The sequence below is a fragment of the Nocardioides nitrophenolicus genome (genome assembly GCF_016907515.1).
GTDB lineage: Bacteria > Actinomycetota > Actinomycetes > Propionibacteriales > Nocardioidaceae > Nocardioides > Nocardioides nitrophenolicus.
In genome coordinates this window covers 1,493,778-1,509,775 of the sequence record NZ_JAFBBY010000001.1, presented here as the reverse complement: position 1 = coordinate 1,509,775, position 15,998 = coordinate 1,493,778, and the positions used below count along the sequence as shown (strand labels likewise).

Here is a 15,998-nt window from a genome sequence, read left to right as displayed (position 1 = left end):
TCAGCCGTTGATCATGCCGGCGCCGACGGTCACGCCGGTCGCCTCGTCGATCAGGATGAACGAGCCGGTGGTGCGGTTCTTGGAGTACGGGTCGCACAGCAGCGGCACGGTGGTGCGCAGCGTGACCCGGCCGATCTCGTTGACGCCGAGCTCGTTGGTGGCCTGGTCGCGGTGCAGCGTGTTGACGTCGAGTCGGTACTGGATGTCCTTGACCAGCGCCCGGCCGGTGCGGGTGGTGTGCTTGATGGCCAGCTTCTGCCGCGGCTGCAGCGGGGAGGTGGTCATCCAGCAGATCATCGCGTCGATGTCCTGGCTGGGGACGGGGGCGTTCTTGACCCGGGCGATCATGTCGCCGCGGGAGACGTCGACGTCGTCCTCGAGGTGGACGGTGACGCTCATCGGCGGGAACGCCTCGGGGATCTCCTTGTCGAACAGGTCGATCTTGGAGATCTTGGAGGTCATCCCCGACGGCAGGACGACCACCTCGTCGCCCGGCTTGAGGACGCCGCCGGCGACCTGACCTGCGTAGCCGCGGTAGTCGTGGAACTCGTCCGACTTGGGCCGTACGACGTACTGCACCGGGAAGCGCGCGTCGATCAGGTCGCGGTCGGAGGCGACGTGGACGTGCTCGAGGTGGTGCATGAGCGTGGGACCGGAGTACCACGGCATGTTCTCGGAGCGGGTCACGACGTTGTCGCCCTGGAGCGCCGAGATCGGGATGACCTCGAGGTCGGGGACGTTCAGCTTGGTCGCGAACTGGGTGAACTCGCGGTAGATGTTCTCGTAGATGGTCTGGTCGAAGTCGACGAGGTCCATCTTGTTGACCGCGAGCACCAGGTGCGGGACGCGCAGCAGGGAGAGGATCACGGCGTGCCGGCGCGACTGCTCGGTGAGGCCCTGGCGGGCGTCGACGAGCACCAGGCCGAGGTCGGCGGTGGAGGCGCCGGTGACCATGTTCCGGGTGTACTGCACGTGCCCGGGGGTGTCGGCGATGATGAACTTGCGGTTGGGCGTCGCGAAGTAGCGGTACGCCACGTCGATGGTGATGCCCTGCTCGCGCTCGGAGCGCAGGCCGTCGGTGAGCAGCGCGAGGTCGGTGTAGTCGTAGCCCTTCGCCTCGCTGGTGGCCTCGACCGCCTCGAGCTGGTCCTCGAAGATCGACTTGGAGTCGAGCAGCAGCCGCCCGATCAGGGTCGACTTGCCGTCGTCGACCGAGCCCGCGGTGGCGAAGCGGAGCAGGTCCATGTTGGTGCCGGCCATCAGAAGTAGCCCTCCTTCTTGCGGTCCTCCATGGCAGCCTCGGAGAACCGGTCGTCACCGCGGGTCGCGCCACGCTCGGTGACCCGGGCGACCGCGACCTCCTCGATGATCTCGGGGATGGTGCTGGCGGTGGACTCCACACAGCCGGTCAGGGTCAGGTCGCCGACGGTGCGGAACCGGACGGTGCGCTCCTCGGCGACCTCGCCGTCGCGGAGCGGGTTGTGCTCGCTCTCGCTGAGCAGCATGCCGTCGCGCTGGAAGACGCGGCGCTGGTGGGAGAAGTAGATGCTGGGGATCTCGATGCCCTCGCGGCCGATGTAGTCCCAGATGTCGAGCTCGGTCCAGTTGGAGATCGGGAAGATCCGCATGTGCTCGCCCTCGTGCAGCCGCCCGTTGTAGAGGCTCCACAGCTCGGGACGCTGGTTCTTCGGGTCCCACTGGCCGAACTCGTCGCGGTGGGAGTAGACGCGCTCCTTGGCGCGGGCCTTCTCCTCGTCGCGCCGCCCGCCACCGAAGGCGGCGGTGAAGCCGTTCTCCTCGATGGCGTTGAGCAGGGTGCCGATCTGGAGCCGGTTGCGCGAGGTCTTGCCGTCGTCGACGACGATGCCGTCCTTGATGGCCTGCTCGACGCTGGCGACGATCAGCTTCACGCCGAGCCGGTCGACCCAGTTGTCACGGGTGGCGAGCACCTCGGGGAAGTCGTAGCCCGTGTCGACCTGCAGCACGGGGAACGGGATCTTCGCCGGGTAGAACGCCTTCTCCGCGAGGCGCATCATCACGATGGAGTCCTTGCCGCCGGAGAACATCAGGACGGGCTTCTCGAACTCGGCCGCGACCTCGCGGAAGATGTGGATCGACTCCGCCTCCAGCTGGTCCAGCTGGCTGAGGCGGTAGTCGCTGTGGGTCTGAGTCATGCCTGGGCGACCTGTCCTTTCGACGTTTCGCTGCCTTCAGGGCCCGCTCATCGTGCCATGCCCGGCCTGCCAGGGGGACATCTGCGCGTGTCGCTCAGACAAATCGACGAGTTTGTCCGTACGACGGCCTACGCTCGCCGCGTGGCCGCCGACCTCGTCGCCCGTCTGGGCTCCCGTGCCCTGGTACCGGGGGAGGTCCGCACGCCATGGTCGGTGCCCGACTACGTGGCGCTGACCGACCGGCCGGGCGTCGCCGACCACCTCGCCGACGTCGTACGACGGGCGCGGGCGCTGCGCCGCCTCGATCCGGACCGGATGTGGGCGGTGCTGCGCGCGCTGGCCGACCCGCCGGCCGCCGAGCTCAACAAGGCCCGGATCGCGGCGGCGGCCGGGCTGCCGGTCACCACGCTGTCGCCGTACGTCGAGCTGCTGGTGCGCCTCGGCGTGGTGGTCCTGCTGCCCGGCAGCCGGGCCGCGGCGGCCAAGCGCGCGATCGGCCGCCCGCGGGCGATGTTCGCGGACCCGGCCGTGGCGCGGCACCTCGCCGGGGTGTCGGTCGAGGAGCTCGGTGAGCTGTCCGGGCGCAGCCGGCTCGCGCCGCTGCTGCGGGGGATGGTGGCCGCCGAGCTGCTCCGGCAGCAGCCGACCAGCGCGGTCGAGTACCGGGTGGCATACCTGCGCGAGCGCAACGGCCTCGAGGTCGACCTGGTGGTCGAGCTGCCCGACGACGGCCTGTACGGGATCGAGGTGCGCACCGCCGCGAGCCTGCGCCCGCACCAGTTCACCGGTCTCGAGGCGCTGTCCCGGCGCGCCGGTGGCCGGTTCCGTGGCGGGGTGGTGCTCAACACCGCCGGCCGGGGGCACGTGCACGGGCCCCGACTGTGGAGCCTGCCGATCGCGACCCTGTGGGAGCAGTGAGCGTCGGCCAACCGTCACCGACCGGTCATGATCTTCTCGTGCGCCCGTTCCCGGGATCTCCTACTGTCGCGGGGTGAAGATCGCGGTGGTGGGGACGGGCTACGTGGGGCTGTCCAATGCGGTGGTGCTGGCGCGCCATCACGAGGTGTGGGCGCTGGATGTGGACCAGGACCGGGTGGATCTGGTCAACCGGCGTACCTCGCCGATCATCGATCCGGAGCTGCAGGACCATCTCAGCAACGCCGAGCTGGACCTGACCGCGACGGTGGACCGGGAGAAGGCGTACGCCGACGCGGTGTACGTGGTGGTCGCGACCCCGACGGACTACGACCCGGTGACCAACTGCTTCGACACCTCGACGGTGGAGGCGGTCACGGCGGAGGCGCTGGCGGTGAACCCGCTGGCGCGGATCGTGATCAAGTCGACGGTGCCCGTGGGGTTCACCAGCAGGTTGCGCGAGCGGCATCTGGGGGCCTCGATCATCTTCAGCCCGGAGTTCCTGCGCGAGGGCAGGGCGCTGCACGACAACCTGCACCCGTCGCGGATCATCGTCGGCTCCGACACCGAGGCGGGCCACCGGTTCGCCGACCTGCTGGTCGAGGGCGCGCTGGACGAGGACGTGCCGGTGCTGTTCACCGGCTCGACGGAGGCGGAGGCGATCAAGCTGTTCGCGAACACCTACCTGGCGTTGCGGGTGGCGTACTTCAACGAGCTGGACACCTATGCGGCGGTGCACGGGCTCGACACCCGGCAGATCATCGAGGGGGTGGGCCTGGATCCGCGGATCGGGACCCACTACAACAACCCGTCGTTCGGGTACGGCGGGTACTGCCTGCCGAAGGACACCAAGCAGCTGCAGGCGAACTACCGGCACGTGCCGCAGAACCTGATCAGCGCGATCGTGGACGCCAACACCACGCGGAAGGACTTCGTGGCGGCCGACATCCTGTTCCGCCGGCCGCGCGTGGTGGGGATCTACCGGTTGACGATGAAGGAGGGGTCGGACAACTTCCGGATGTCGTCGATCCAGGGCGTGATGAAGCGGATCAAGGCGAAGGGCGTGCCGGTGATCGTGTTCGAGCCGGAGCTGGGGGAGGAGACGTTCTTCGGCTCCGAGGTGGTGCGGGACCTGGATGCCTTCAAGGCGGCGGCGGACGTGATCATCGCGAACCGGCGCAGTGAGGCGCTGGCGGACGTGGCGGACAAGGTCTACACCCGCGACATCTACGGCCGCGACTGACCACCCGAGCCGACCACCCGAGCTGACCACCCGAACTGACTACGGGGTGTCCACCGATCAGAGGACGGATCGGGTGGGGCCCCGGGGGTACCGTGGAGGCAGTTCGAGGGGGACTGCCATGGAGATGCTGATCGGAGCCGCGGGCGCGACGTGGATCGCCGCCGCGGCCGTCCTGACGTTCGGGCTGGCGCGAGCCGCCGCGTCCGAGCGTCCGTTCCACGCCGAGGCGCAGCGCGAGCTCGTCGGCTGACCCGAGGCGCCTGAGGCCCAGGGGCCTCAGGCCCGGGTGCGCCTCTTGTCGCGACTGCCGAAGGACTCGATCTCGGCGACCGTGGGCGCGCCGAACATCGGCATCCCTAGCCGCTTGCGGAGCAGGCCCCACACCAGGGGCACCAGCGCCAGCATCGCCACGCCGATCGCGGCGACCAGCACCGCCTCCAGCGTCTCGTGGCCCTCGCCGAACGGGTGCAGGCCGGCCTTGAACAGCAGTGCCACGCCCGACATGGTCAGCACGATCACGATCCCGCGGCGGATGAACGACTGCGGCACCCGCGGCGCGAGCCGCGAGCCGAGCAGGGTGCCGGGCACCGAGCCGACCACGAGCGGGATGAGCAGGTCCCACTCCAGGCCGTGGATGGCGATGTTCGCCAGCGCGGCGCTGAGCACCAGCGGCACCGCCTGCACCAGGTCGGTGCCGACCAGGCGGACCGCCGACAGGCCGGGGTAGAGCATGAGCAGCGCGATCATGATGACCGAGCCGGATCCGACGCTGGTGACGCCGACGAGCAGGCCGCCCAGCATGCCGACGAGCAGCGTCGGGACCGGTCGGATCCGCGGGTCGTCGTCGGGCAGCGCGCCGCCCCGGCGCACCCGCTTCAGGTTGATGTAGAGACGCAGGGCGTACGTCGACGCGGCGAACAGCAGCGCGACGCCGATGCAGAGCTTGAGGGTCTTCTCGAGCTGGGTGGGGTCGTCGGTGAGCGACTTCACCAGCCAGGGGCCGAGGAAGGCCATCGGCACCGAGCCCAGGATCAGCCAGCCGGCCAGTCGCAGGTTGGGCGACCCCTCGCGAGCGTGGGTGATCGCGCCGCCGGTCTTGTAGACCGCGGCCGCGGTCAGGTCGGCGGTGACGATCGCGGAGGTGTGTCCCACGCCCAGGAAGATCAGCGCGGGCGTCATCAACGCCCCGCCGCCCATCCCGGTGAGGCCGACCACGATGCCGACCAGGAAGCCGGCGGCCGCGATGGACAGCGCGGTGAGGGTGAGGAGGTCCACTACGCGTCGCCTGTCTGTGGAGTGGTCGGGGTCGGCGGCGCCAGCCGGCGCAGCACGGCCTGGAGGAGGCCGTCGATCTGGTCGGCCGACACCTCGGCCGCCGCCTTGCCCCGGCGGTAGGGGTCGCGGATGTCGTGATGGTCGGCCGTGCCCGCCCGGCGGTGTCCGACGGCCGTCACCAGCTCGACGCCGTGCAGGTCGGGAGCGACCCGCTCCACCGACTCCGCGAACTGGCCGAGGGTGAACGCCTTGCGGAACGCGCTCGGCACCTCCTCGAGCACGAACTGCCGGTGCGCCGCCTCCGCGGTCAGCACCAGGTCGGCGGCCTCGATCAGGTCGTCGGTGAGTGGGCGGCTGGCGAAGCCGTTGAGCAGCTCGGCCCCCACGCCGCGTTCGGCGAGCACCTCGGCCATGGTCCGGTCCACCCGGTGGGCGTTGAACCCGTGGGTGCCCGCGCTGGCGAACTCGATCCCGCCGTCGGCGCCGGCGAGGGCTCGCGAGCGCAGCTCCATGTACGGCGAGCGGCAGATGTTCGCGGTGCAGACGAAGAGCACCCGCAGCGGGCGGGCCTCGCCGACGGAGGTGCGGGTGCCGGCGGCCACGATCTCGGCGATCTCCGGCGCCGGCTCCGCGGCCTGCTCCGCTCTCGGGGTGGCGGGGGGTGTCGGAGTGGCCCGCCCGGGTGGCGCGGCGGGCGCCGTGAGGTCGACGTAGCCCGCCGCGCGCAGCGCCTGGATCACGTCGTCGAGGGCGTCCTCGATGGTGCGGCCGGTGGTGTCGACCCGGACGTCGGCGTCGGCGGGCTCCTCGTAGGGCGAGGAGATGCCGGTGAACTCGGGGATCTCGCCGCGCCGGGCCTTGGCGTACAGACCCTTGCGGTCGCGCCGCTCGCACTCCTCCAGCGGGGTCGCGACGTGGACCAGGAAGAAGGCGCCGCCGGCCTGCTCGACCATCGCCCGCACCTGCTGGCGGGTCTCGTCGAAGGGCGCGATCGGGCTGCAGACCGCGATCCCCCCGTGGCGGGAGATCTCGGCGGCGACCCAGCCGATCCGGCGGATGTTGGTCTCGCGGTCCTCCTTGGAGAAGGTCAGCCCGGCCGACAGGTTGCGGCGCACGACGTCGCCGTCGAGGCTGGTCAGCGTCCGTCCGCCGTGCTCGAGGAGGCGGTCCATCAGGGCCTGGGCCAGCGTCGACTTGCCGCTGCCCGACAGGCCGGTGAAGAAGAGCACCAGCCCCTGCTGGTCGGGGCGCGGCCGCTCCGCCTCGGCGATGTCGGCGAGCTCCGGGAGCAGGTGACCGCCGTAGGCGAGCTCGACGACGGGGTCGGTGTCGGCGTACGACGTCAGCACGGAGATGCGCAGCGCCGGGTCGGCGAGCGAGGCGTGGTCGGCGAGAGGGACGGCGACCACGGCCGCGTCGAGGGTCTCCGCGACCCGCAGCGTGGCGCGCAGCAGGCCGACCGGGCTGACGGCGGGGGTGCCGGCGCCGACGAGGGCGAGCAGCACGACCGGGCCGAGCCCGCGGAGCTGGTCGACCTGGACGTCGGTCATCAGGTCGGTGACCGGGACGAAGGTGCGGCCCGCGTATTGCTGGCGCACGGCGGCGGGCGTGCGGTGCAGGCGGCGGAAGGCGCCGAACTGCGCGTGCGTGAGCGGTGTGACCGCGAGGCCGCGCAGCGCGCTGGAGACCCGGGCGAGGGGGAGACCCTCGGGGTCGACCAGCTCGACCTCGTGGCCTTCGTCGAGGTGCGCGAGCAGGTCGTCGGGCAGGGAGAGCGTGAGGGGGCTGCCCGGCTCGTTGAACCCGCGGATCGGGTCGGCCGCTCCGGACGTCAGCAGCTCGAGGTCGTCGAGCTCGCGCTGCGTCGGGCAGTGCTGGGGCAGGGGCGGGCGTGACACACGGGTGATCGTACAGAGTCGAGTGAGTTGATCCGATTTGAACAGTGGTAGGTGGGACCGTGCGGGCGGTGGGCTTGTGAACGAGTTCACGCCGTCCCTGCTTGCAATCTGCTAACTACAGCTAGCACCATGGGGTCATGGCGAAGGGCAAGGTCGGAAAGACCGTCGGGTCACTGGGTGACTACCTCAAGGAGCAGCGGGTGTCCGCCCGGCTCTCCCTGCGGCAGCTCGCCGACCAGGCGGGCGTCTCCAACCCCTACCTGAGCCAGATCGAGCGGGGGCTTCGCAAGCCGTCGGCCGAGGTGCTGCAGCAGATCGCCAAGGCCCTGCGGATCTCCGCCGAGCAGCTCTACATCAGGGCCGGGATCCTCAGCCCTGATGACGGCGTGGGGGGATCGGTCGAGCTCGCCATCGTGAGCGACACCGGTCTCACCGAGCGACAGAAGCAGTCGCTCCTCGATGTCTACGCATCGTTCCTCGCGCTCAACGCGGCCGACACGGATGGCTCCACGGACGCCGCTGAGGCGCAGGAGGACGCGCCGACCAACACCGAGACGGACTCAGACGCCGTCGCCAACGAAGGGTGAAACCAGCAATGCCGAAGCTCGAGCTCCCCAAGATCGAGATCCCGACCATCGACCTCAAGAAGGTCGACCTCCCCGAGATCCCCGCGGCCGCCGCGAAGCCGATCTACGCCGGCGTCGGCGTGATCGACCTCGCCGTCGAGGAGGTCCGCACCTACGTCGCCGACGTGCAGGCCAAGGCCATCGCCTACGTCACCGACGTACAGAAGGACGTCACCGCCCGCGTCGCCGACGTGCAGAGCACCGTCAAGGGCACCGTGAAGGGCTTCGAGCTTCCCGAGCCGAAGAGCCTGCAGGGCAAGGCCGTCGCGACCTTCGCCGAGCGTCGTACCCAGGCCGAGGCTCGCATCGCCGGCCTCCAGGCCGACGCCAAGGCGCTCCCCGCCAAGGTGCAGAGCAGCGTGAAGGGTGCGTACGACGACAACGTCGCCACCGCCACCGCGCTGTACGCCGACCTCGCCAAGCGCGGTGAGGGCGTCGTCGTGAAGCTGCGCACCGGCGAGGCCCCCGCGTCGCCCGCCCCCGTCAAGAAGGCGCCCGCCGCCAAGAAGGCTCCCGCCACGAAGGCGCCCGCCGCCAAGAAGGCCCCGGCCAAGAAGGCGCCGGCTGCCAAGAAGGCTCCCGCGAAGAAGGCGCCCGCGGCCAAGAAGGCCACGCCGGCCGGCTGAAGCCGCTGAGCGACGCGGCCCCGAGACTTCTGTCTCGGGGCCGTGCTGCGTTCTCGGGCCGGTGTCGCGTTCTCGGGGGCCGGGGCCGGGGCCCGGGGCGGCGGGCTCAGGCGGAGTGCTGCCTGATCAGGTGGCCCTTGATCAGAGTCAGGTCGGACTCGAGCGCGGCGAGTCGGTGACCGACATCGCTGAACCGGGCGTCCACCAGCTCGAGGTTGAGGTCGATCTTGACTTCCAGGCTGGCGCGGGTGTGGTCGATCTTGGCGTCGAGGGTGGCGAAGCGGTCGTCGATCTTGGCGTCGAGGGTGGCGAAGCGGTCGTCGATCTTGGCGTCGAGCGCGTCCGAGCGCAGGTCCTGGCGGGCGAACCCGGCCGCCATCTCCCGCCGGAGCGAGCTGAAGGACCATTGCTGAACGCCCAGCATGATGCTGGCGAAGACGGCGATCAGCGTCCAGATCTGCGGTTCGGTCAACGGGCCCACCTCGTGATTGTGCGTCGGGAGGATCAGGCTGTCATCCGAGGCGGGGTTCGGGTGCGCGTACCGGCGATGCCTGTGGAGGAAGGGGTGGGAGAAGGGGGCTGTGGACGAACGAGGTCGCGGGGTGGTGCGGGGTGCCGACTACGCTGAGCTCATGAGCGATGCCTTCGTCCCGCCCCTGCCCTCATGGCTGGGTGTGGGCGCCGACATCGAGGCGTGGATCTTCGTCGGCGTCTCGTTCGCGCTACTCGCCATCAAGATCTTCGCCTTCGTCAGCGCCCTGCTGTACTCCGCCGAGTCGTACTCCGCCGCCGACAAGATGTCCAAGGCGGCCTGGTGCGCGATCCTGGGCGTCGGGCTGCTGATCCAGGTGGTGCCGGTGCCGTTGAGCCTGATCAACCTGGCGCTGCTGGTCGCGGCGCTGGTCTACCTCGCCGACGTGCGCCCGGCCCTGGCCGGCCTGCGGCGGCGCTGACCCGGCGGCCGACGACACCGGAGGATCAGATCGTTCCGGGGCCGCCTCAGTAGGGTCGGGGCCATGAAGGTTCTCGTCACCGGTGGCGCCGGCTACCTCGGATCGATCACGGCCCGGGCGCTCGAGCAGGCCGGGCACACCCCGGTGATCCTCGACTCGCTGCTGACCGGTCCGCGTGCGTACGTCGGCGACCGGGTGTTCTACGAGGGCGACATCGCGGACCGTGCGCTGCTGCGCCGGATCGTGGCCGAGCATCCCGACCTGGACGCGACGGTGCACATGGCGGCGCGGATCGTCGTCCCGGAGTCCGTCGAGCTGCCGTACGAGTACTACCGCGACAACGTGGCCAAGTCGCTGGAGATGTTCGACGAGCTGACCGCGCTGGGGAAGCCCCGGATCCTGTTCTCCTCGACGGCCTCCCTCTACGCGCTCACGCCGCGGTTCGAGGTGACCGAGGAGGACCCGGTCGACCCGACCTCGCCGTACGCCCGCACCAAGCGGATGATGGAGCAGGTCCTGGAGGACCTCGCCCGGGCCACGGACCTGCGCGCGATCATCCTGCGCTACTTCAACCCGATCGGCGCCGACCCGGACCTGACCACCGGCTACCACCTGCGCGACGCGACCCACGTGGTGCCGCTGATGGCGCAGACCGCGCTGGGCTTCCGGGAGAGCTTCACGCTCACCGGCACCGACCATCCGACCCGCGACGGCACGGGCATCCGCGACTACATCCACGTCTGGGACCTGGCGCGGGCGCACGTGCGGGCGGTCGAGGAGTTCGACGGCGTGCTCGCGACCGTCGGGGCGCCCTACACCTACATCAACCTCGGCGGGGGCGACGGCGTCACCGTACGCGAGCTGCTCGCCGCGGTGGAGCGGGTCGTGGGCAGGCCGGTCCCGGTGGTGGAGGCGCCGGCGCGGCCGGGCGACGCTCCCGGTGCGTTCGCGAACGCCGACAAGGCGCTGCGGCTGCTGGGCTGGCGCGCCGAGCTGTCGCTCGACGAGGCGATCGCCTCGGCGCTCGCGTGGGGGGAGAAGCGGAAGGACGTGCTGGGGTACGCGTGAGGCCCTGGCCCGTCGTCCTCGTCTGCCTCGCCGCCCTCGCCGCGGGCTGTACGACGGACGCTCCGGCGCGCCCCACGTCCACGCCGACCGGTTCCACCATGGCGTCGAGCCCGCCGACCGCGGAGCCGGCGCCGACGCCACCGACGCCGAGGCCGCTGGCGGGCCGGGTGGTGGTGCTCGACCCGGGACATCAGCTCGGCAATGCCCGGTTCCCGGCGCAGATCAACCGGCTGGTCGACGCCGGCGGCTTCGACAAGGCCTGCAACACCACCGGTACGTCGAGCGACGACGGCTACCCGGAGGCGACCTTCACCTGGCAGGTGGCGACCGAGGTGCGCCGCCGGCTGCGGGCGCTCGGCGCACGAGTGCTGCTGACCCGCGACGAGAACTCGGCCGCCGCGTGGGGACCGTGCATCGACGAGCGGGGCCGGGTCGGCAACCCGGGGGAGCCGGGGCCGACCGCCGAGCTGCGGATCAGCCTGCACGCCGACGGGAACCTGGCGAGCAGCGCCCACGGGTTCCACGTGATCCGGCGGCCGGTGCGCGAGGGCGAGACAGGCGAGCCGGCCGCGCGCGCGGAGCGGCTGGCGCGGGCGCTCCGCGACGCCCTGGTGGCCGCGGGATTCGCGACGTCGACCTATCTCGGCGAGGACGGGATCGACGTCCGCGACGACCTGGGCACCCTGAACCTCTCCGAGGTGCCGGCGGTGATGGCTGAGCTCGGCAACATGCGTCACCCGGGTGACGCGGCGGTGATGGAGAGCGAGGCGGGACGGCGGCGCTATGCGCGGGCGGTGGTCGCGGCGGTCCGCAGCTACCTCGGGGCCTGACCGGCGCCCGGCTCAGTGGCGGGCGTGCCTCCCGAGCGGCGGCGCGTCGAGCGGCGGGGCGAGCGGCGGGGCGGGGGCCGGGAGGGGGCGCCGCTTGGGGCGGCGGGTGTGCCGCTCGATGTGCGGGCAGCCGCGCGGCCCGTGCTTGAGCACGCAGCGCACCTTGCGTCGGAAACGGCGAAACGACATGACCAACTCCAGGAGTGAGGGAGCACCCACTTTCCCGAGACCCTTCGACAGTAACACCGGGTTCCGGGGTTGGGGAGGCGATCGGAGGGGTGAAAGCGAGCGGTAGGTTGGCGGGCATGGGCATCCGGGCCGGTCACTGGGACGACTGGGCCCTCGAGGGGCTGTTGAGGCAGAAGTCCGCCACCGGCCAGCGGGTCAGCCTGGTCGTGCCCGCCCGCAACGAGGCCGCCACCGTCGGTGCGGTCGTCTCGCGAGTCCGGACCGCGCTGATGGACACCGTCTCCCTCGTCGACGAGGTGGTCGTCATCGACAGCGACTCGGTCGACGACACCTACGCCGTCGCGGAGTCGGCCGGCGCCCGGGTGCACCGCGCCGCCGAGATCCGGCCCGACCTCGGCAGCCATCCCGGCAAGGGCGAGGCGATGTGGAAGTCGCTGTTCGTGACGTCCGGCGACCTGGTGGTCTTCATGGACGCCGACCTCCACGACTGGGACACGCATTTCGTGCCCGGCCTGCTCGGCCCGCTGCTGCACGACCCGCGGGTGCGGCTGGTCAAGGGCTTCTACGACCGGCCCGGCGCCGACGGTCCGCTCGAGGGCGGCCGGGTCACCGAGCTGGTCGCGCGCCCGCTGATCGCGCTGCTCTTCCCGGAGCTCGGGCCGCTCGTTCAGCCGCTCGCGGGCGAGTGGGCGGTCCGCCGGTCGTGGTTCGCCGGGCTGAGCGTGCCGACCGGGTACGCCGTCGAGCTGGCCGCGCTGGTCGACACCGTCCGCGCGGCCGGGCCCGCCGCGATCGCCCAGGTGGACCTCGGCGTGCGCGCCCACCGGCACCAGGCGCTGCGCGACCTGGGCGGGATGGCGACCCAGATCATCGCGGCGGCGCTCGCCCGGGCCGGGGTCGCTCCGGCCGACGGGGCGGCCGAGGCGGTGCTGAAGCAGTACCTGCGCGGGCTCGAGCCGGTCGAGCGCGTCGTACCGACTCTCGAGCGACCGGCGGCGGAGGCGTACCTGTGATGAATCTCGGACGGCACGCGTTCGGGGACGACGAGCCGCTGATGATGGCGATCGTCAACCGGACCCCGGACTCGTTCTTCGACAAGGGCGCGACCTGGGCCGAGGACGCCGCGTTCGCGCGGGTCGCCGAGGTGGTTGCGCAGGGCGCGGAGATCGTCGACATCGGCGGGATCAAGGCGGCGCCGGGCGTGGAGATCTCGGCCGCCGAGGAGAGGGAGCGCGTGGTCGACTTCGTCGCCCGGGTCCGTGAGACCTACCCGGACCTCGTCATCTCGGTCGACACCTGGCGGGCCGAGGTCGGCGCGGCCGTGTGCGCCGCCGGCGCCGACGTCCTCAACGACGCGTGGGGCGGCGCGGACCCGGAGCTGGTCGACGTCGCGGCCGAGTACGACGCCGCGATCGTCTGCACCCACACCGGGGGGGTCACGCCCCGGACCCGCCCCTACCGGATCGAGTACGACGACGTGGTCGCCGCCGCGATCGCCGACACCGTCGCGTACGCCGAGCGCGCCCTGGCGGCGGGCGTCGCGCGCGAGTCGATCGTCATCGACCCGGCCCACGACTTCGGCAAGAACACCTTCCACTCGCTCGAGGTCACCCGCCGGCTGGGGGAGATGGTGGCCACCGGCTGGCCGGTGCTGGTGTCGCTGTCCAACAAGGACTTCGTCGGCGAGACGCTCGGGCTCGACGTGGGCGAGCGGCTGCTCGGCACCCTCGCCGCCACCTCGGTCTGCGCGCTCGCGGGCGCGCGGATCTACCGGGTGCACCAGGTGGTCGAGACCCGGCAGACGGTCGACATGGTGTGGTCGATCGCGGGGCGCCGGCCGCCGCTGCGGGCGATCCGGGGCATCCAGTGATCGCCCTGGTGCCGGGCGTCCCGGCCCTGCTGCCGGCGTACGCGTCGCTGGAGGATCCGGTGGCCGAGCTGCGCTCGGCCTGCCTGACGGCGGTCTCCGCGCTGGGGCCGCGGGTGCGGGTGGTCGCGTCCGGAGCCTCCGGTGAGCGGGTCGCGGCCGCGCTGGTGGCCGCGGCCGGAGCCGCGGTCGTCGAGCACGACGAGTCCGGCGTGCTCGTGGTCGGCAACGGCTCGGCGACGCGCACCGAGAAGGCGCCCGGCCACTTCGACGAGCGGGCGGAGGCGTTCGACGCCTCGCTGCGGGAGTCCTTCGCCGGCATCGACCCGGCGCTGGCCGCCGAGCTGTGGGCCGACACCGCCTGCCTGGGCGGGCTGCCGCCGCTGGCCGAGGCCGAGGTGCTCTACGACGCCGCGCCGTACGGCGTCCAGTACTGGGTCGCGACCTGGGGCTGACCCGCCACACTGTCCCCATGCGCCCGACCGACCTCCGCACCCGCCCCGGCTGGCAGGTGGCCGCGATCGGCGCCGCCGGCTTCGTCGCCCTGCTGTGGGCGATCGAGCTCGTCGACGTGGCGGCGTCCCACCGGCTCGACGGGTGGGGGATCCGGCCGCGGTCCGGGGAGGGCCTGCTGGGGATCCTGGCCGCGCCACTGCTGCACGGCGGGTGGGGGCACCTCAGCGCGAACACGGTGCCGGCGCTGGTCCTCGGCTTCCTCGCGCTGGCGACCGGCATCGGCCGCGGCCTCGTGGCGACCGCGATCATCTGGCTGCTCGGCGGGCTGGCGGTGTGGCTGGTCGCGGGCAGCGGCTCGATCCACCTCGGCGCGTCGGGGCTGATCTTCGGGTGGCTGACCTACCTGGTCGCGCAGGGCTTCGTGGACCGCAGGCCGGTGGAGATCGCGGTCGGGCTCGGCGTGCTCGTGGTCTACGGCGGCGTGCTGTGGGGCGTGCTGCCCGGTACGCCGGGCGTCTCGTGGCAGGGTCATCTCTTCGGCGCGGTCGCGGGCGTGGTGGCCGCGGTCGTCGTACGCGAGCGGCGGGTGTGAAGGCGCTGCGCTGGCCCCGGCTGTGGCTGGGGCTGTGGCTGCTGCTGGTGCTCGCGGTCGTGGTGCTCTCGCTGGGCTCGCCCCCGCCGGCGCCGGACGTGCCGGCGAGCGACAAGTGGCAGCACCTGGTGGTGTACGGCGTGCTGGCGGCCGGCGCCGTGCAGCTGTTCCGGCCCGGCCGGCCGCTGCTGCTGGCCGGCGCGCTGCTGGTGCTGCTCGGTGCGGCGCTCGAGGTGGCGCAGGGCACGCTGACGTCCGACCGGATGATGGATTGGCGCGACGCGCTCGCCAACACCCTCGGCGTCGGGCTGGGGCTGCTCACCGGCCGGACCCGGGTGCGGGACGCGCTGCTGCGCGTCGTACCCGTACCCTCGCGACCGTGACTGCTGACCTCCTCGTCGACCGCGACCGCCCCGGCGTCGTCACCGTGGCCTTCCACCGCCCCGAGCGCCGCAACGCCTTCACCACGGCGATGTACGCCGGCATGCTCGAGCTGTGGCGCGAGCTGGCCGAGGACCGGTCGGTGCGGGTGGTGGTGCTCCGCGGCGAGGGCGGCAAGGCGTTCGCGGCGGGCAACGAGATCTCCGACTTCCTCGCGGCCGACGCGGTCGACTACGAGACCTGGATCCGCGAGATGCTCGACGGGCTGTTCGCGCTCCCGCAGGTCACCATCGCCGCGATCGACGGCGTCTGCGTCGGCGGCGGGCTCGCGGTGGCCACCAACTGCGACCTGCGGGTCGCGACGGCGTCCTCGCGCTTCGGGTACCCGATCGCGCGCACCCTCGGGAACGCCCTCTCCTCGCCGGTGCTCTACCGCTGCGCCGAGGTCTTCGGCGAGTCGCTGACCCGGGAGATGCTGCTCGCCTCGCGCCTGGTCACCGCCGACCGCGCGTATGCCGCCGGCGCGATCCTCGCCGAGGTCGCGGACCGCGCCGAGCTCGACGCGGAGGTGAGCGCACTCGTCGACGGGATCCTGCAGGCCTCGCCGGTCACCCTGCGGGTGACCAAGCAGCAGCTGCACCGTCGGGCCGCGATCACCGAGACCGCACCGGCCGACGAGGAGCCGCTGCTCCGGGAGGTGTACGGCGGCCCGGACTTCGCCGAGGGGGTGCGGGCCTTCCTGGCGAAGGAGAAGCCCGCCTTCCGGGGCTGAGGCCGGATCCACCGATCTCCCGCTGCTGCGCGCCACCAGCTGGGCACGTTGGCTGCGTTGCCGACGCTCAACAGCCAACCAGGCTGCCTTCGCGCCGGACGCCTTGCCACCGCACCCATCTGGTGACGCTCGC

20 protein-coding genes are annotated in these 15,998 nt (G+C 72.0%); 14 read left to right on the top strand and 6 right to left on the bottom strand.

What is annotated here, in order from left to right:
* Both JOD66_RS07495 and cysD read right to left on the bottom strand, forming a co-directional pair.
* Positions 1-1,260 carry a sulfate adenylyltransferase subunit 1 gene (locus tag JOD66_RS07495; protein WP_239545127.1) on the bottom strand — a complete coding sequence of 420 codons (1,260 nt, stop codon included), beginning with the start codon at positions 1,258-1,260 and terminating at the stop codon, positions 1-3.
* Entirely contained in the window at positions 1,260-2,174 is a 915-nt protein-coding gene (gene cysD, locus JOD66_RS07490) for a sulfate adenylyltransferase subunit CysD (protein ID WP_204836272.1), read from the bottom strand. The genes JOD66_RS07495 and cysD overlap by 1 nt, the downstream gene beginning before the upstream one ends.
* Before the next feature lie 141 nt (positions 2,175-2,315).
* Between cysD and JOD66_RS28215 the strand changes: the two genes are divergently transcribed.
* From JOD66_RS28215 to JOD66_RS29010, 3 genes are all read left to right on the top strand, one after another.
* Positions 2,316-3,092, top strand: a complete 777-nt coding sequence (locus JOD66_RS28215) for a DUF4143 domain-containing protein (protein WP_204836271.1) — start codon at positions 2,316-2,318, stop codon at positions 3,090-3,092.
* A gap of 73 nt (positions 3,093-3,165) precedes the next feature.
* Complete coding sequence (locus tag JOD66_RS07480) at positions 3,166-4,332, top strand: nucleotide sugar dehydrogenase (protein ID WP_204836270.1); 1,167 nt, start codon at positions 3,166-3,168, stop codon at positions 4,330-4,332.
* 118 nt (positions 4,333-4,450) lie between these two features.
* On the top strand, positions 4,451-4,582 hold the full coding sequence (locus tag JOD66_RS29010; protein ID WP_275579802.1) for a hypothetical protein: 132 nt from the start codon (positions 4,451-4,453) through the stop codon (positions 4,580-4,582).
* 26 nt (positions 4,583-4,608) lie between these two features.
* On the opposite strand, the gene JOD66_RS07475 is transcribed toward JOD66_RS29010, so the two are convergent.
* Positions 4,609-5,607, bottom strand: coding sequence for a sulfite exporter TauE/SafE family protein (locus JOD66_RS07475; RefSeq protein ID WP_307823372.1), 999 nt, complete (start codon positions 5,605-5,607; stop codon positions 4,609-4,611).
* Positions 5,607-7,505 (bottom strand): adenylyl-sulfate kinase, encoded by a 1,899-nt coding sequence (gene cysC, locus JOD66_RS07470; RefSeq protein WP_204836269.1) that lies wholly within the window; start codon positions 7,503-7,505, stop codon positions 5,607-5,609. The genes JOD66_RS07475 and cysC overlap by 1 nt, the downstream gene beginning before the upstream one ends.
* Positions 7,506-7,642: 137 nt before the next feature.
* On the opposite strand from cysC, the gene JOD66_RS07465 reads away from it, so the two are divergent.
* Together JOD66_RS07465 and JOD66_RS07460 are read left to right on the top strand one after the other, a co-directional pair.
* Positions 7,643-8,092, top strand: coding sequence for a helix-turn-helix domain-containing protein (locus JOD66_RS07465; protein ID WP_204836268.1), 450 nt, complete (start codon positions 7,643-7,645; stop codon positions 8,090-8,092).
* A gap of 8 nt (positions 8,093-8,100) precedes the next feature.
* Complete coding sequence (locus JOD66_RS07460; protein ID WP_204836267.1) at positions 8,101-8,757, top strand: hypothetical protein; 657 nt, start codon at positions 8,101-8,103, stop codon at positions 8,755-8,757.
* A gap of 106 nt (positions 8,758-8,863) precedes the next feature.
* Here JOD66_RS07460 and JOD66_RS07455 read toward each other — a convergent pair whose 3' ends face one another.
* Complete coding sequence (locus JOD66_RS07455; RefSeq protein ID WP_204836266.1) at positions 8,864-9,229, bottom strand: hypothetical protein; 366 nt, start codon at positions 9,227-9,229, stop codon at positions 8,864-8,866.
* Between the two features lie 160 nt (positions 9,230-9,389).
* On the opposite strand from JOD66_RS07455, the gene JOD66_RS07450 reads away from it, so the two are divergent.
* The 3 genes from JOD66_RS07450 to JOD66_RS07440 all read left to right on the top strand — a co-directional run bounded on the left by JOD66_RS07450 (position 9,390) and on the right by JOD66_RS07440 (position 11,608).
* The gene (locus tag JOD66_RS07450) at positions 9,390-9,710 is read left to right on the top strand and encodes a DUF2516 family protein (protein ID WP_204836265.1); all 321 of its coding nucleotides are present in this window, start codon (positions 9,390-9,392) and stop codon (positions 9,708-9,710) included.
* A gap of 63 nt (positions 9,711-9,773) precedes the next feature.
* Positions 9,774-10,778, top strand: a complete 1,005-nt coding sequence (gene galE, locus JOD66_RS07445) for a UDP-glucose 4-epimerase GalE (RefSeq protein WP_204836264.1) — start codon at positions 9,774-9,776, stop codon at positions 10,776-10,778.
* On the top strand, positions 10,775-11,608 hold the full coding sequence (locus JOD66_RS07440) for an N-acetylmuramoyl-L-alanine amidase family protein (RefSeq protein WP_204836263.1): 834 nt from the start codon (positions 10,775-10,777) through the stop codon (positions 11,606-11,608). The genes galE and JOD66_RS07440 overlap by 4 nt, the downstream gene beginning before the upstream one ends.
* Positions 11,609-11,620: 12 nt before the next feature.
* On the opposite strand, the gene JOD66_RS07435 is transcribed toward JOD66_RS07440, so the two are convergent.
* A complete protein-coding gene (locus tag JOD66_RS07435) occupies positions 11,621-11,797 on the bottom strand; it encodes a hypothetical protein (protein WP_204836262.1) in 177 nt (58 codons plus the stop codon).
* Between the two features lie 116 nt (positions 11,798-11,913).
* Here JOD66_RS07435 and JOD66_RS07430 point away from each other — a divergent pair, with 116 nt between their 5' ends.
* From JOD66_RS07430 to JOD66_RS07405, 6 genes are read left to right on the top strand one after another with little or no spacing between them, the layout of a single operon-like run.
* Entirely contained in the window at positions 11,914-12,810 is an 897-nt protein-coding gene (locus JOD66_RS07430; RefSeq protein ID WP_204836261.1) for a glucosyl-3-phosphoglycerate synthase, read from the top strand.
* Entirely contained in the window at positions 12,810-13,667 is an 858-nt protein-coding gene (folP, locus tag JOD66_RS07425) for a dihydropteroate synthase (RefSeq protein ID WP_204836260.1), read from the top strand. Before JOD66_RS07430 ends, folP begins: the two co-directional genes overlap by 1 nt.
* Positions 13,664-14,119, top strand: coding sequence for a class III extradiol ring-cleavage dioxygenase family protein (locus JOD66_RS07420; RefSeq protein ID WP_204836259.1), 456 nt, complete (start codon positions 13,664-13,666; stop codon positions 14,117-14,119). Before folP ends, JOD66_RS07420 begins: the two co-directional genes overlap by 4 nt.
* Before the next feature lie 17 nt (positions 14,120-14,136).
* Positions 14,137-14,712: a rhomboid family intramembrane serine protease gene (locus JOD66_RS07415; protein WP_204836258.1), complete on the top strand. Its 576-nt coding sequence runs from the start codon at positions 14,137-14,139 to the stop codon at positions 14,710-14,712.
* A complete protein-coding gene (locus JOD66_RS07410) occupies positions 14,709-15,095 on the top strand; it encodes a hypothetical protein (protein WP_204836257.1) in 387 nt (128 codons plus the stop codon). Before JOD66_RS07415 ends, JOD66_RS07410 begins: the two co-directional genes overlap by 4 nt.
* The gene (locus JOD66_RS07405; RefSeq protein WP_204836256.1) at positions 15,092-15,865 is read left to right on the top strand and encodes an enoyl-CoA hydratase-related protein; all 774 of its coding nucleotides are present in this window, start codon (positions 15,092-15,094) and stop codon (positions 15,863-15,865) included. Before JOD66_RS07410 ends, JOD66_RS07405 begins: the two co-directional genes overlap by 4 nt.
* Positions 15,866-15,998 lie beyond the last annotated feature (133 nt).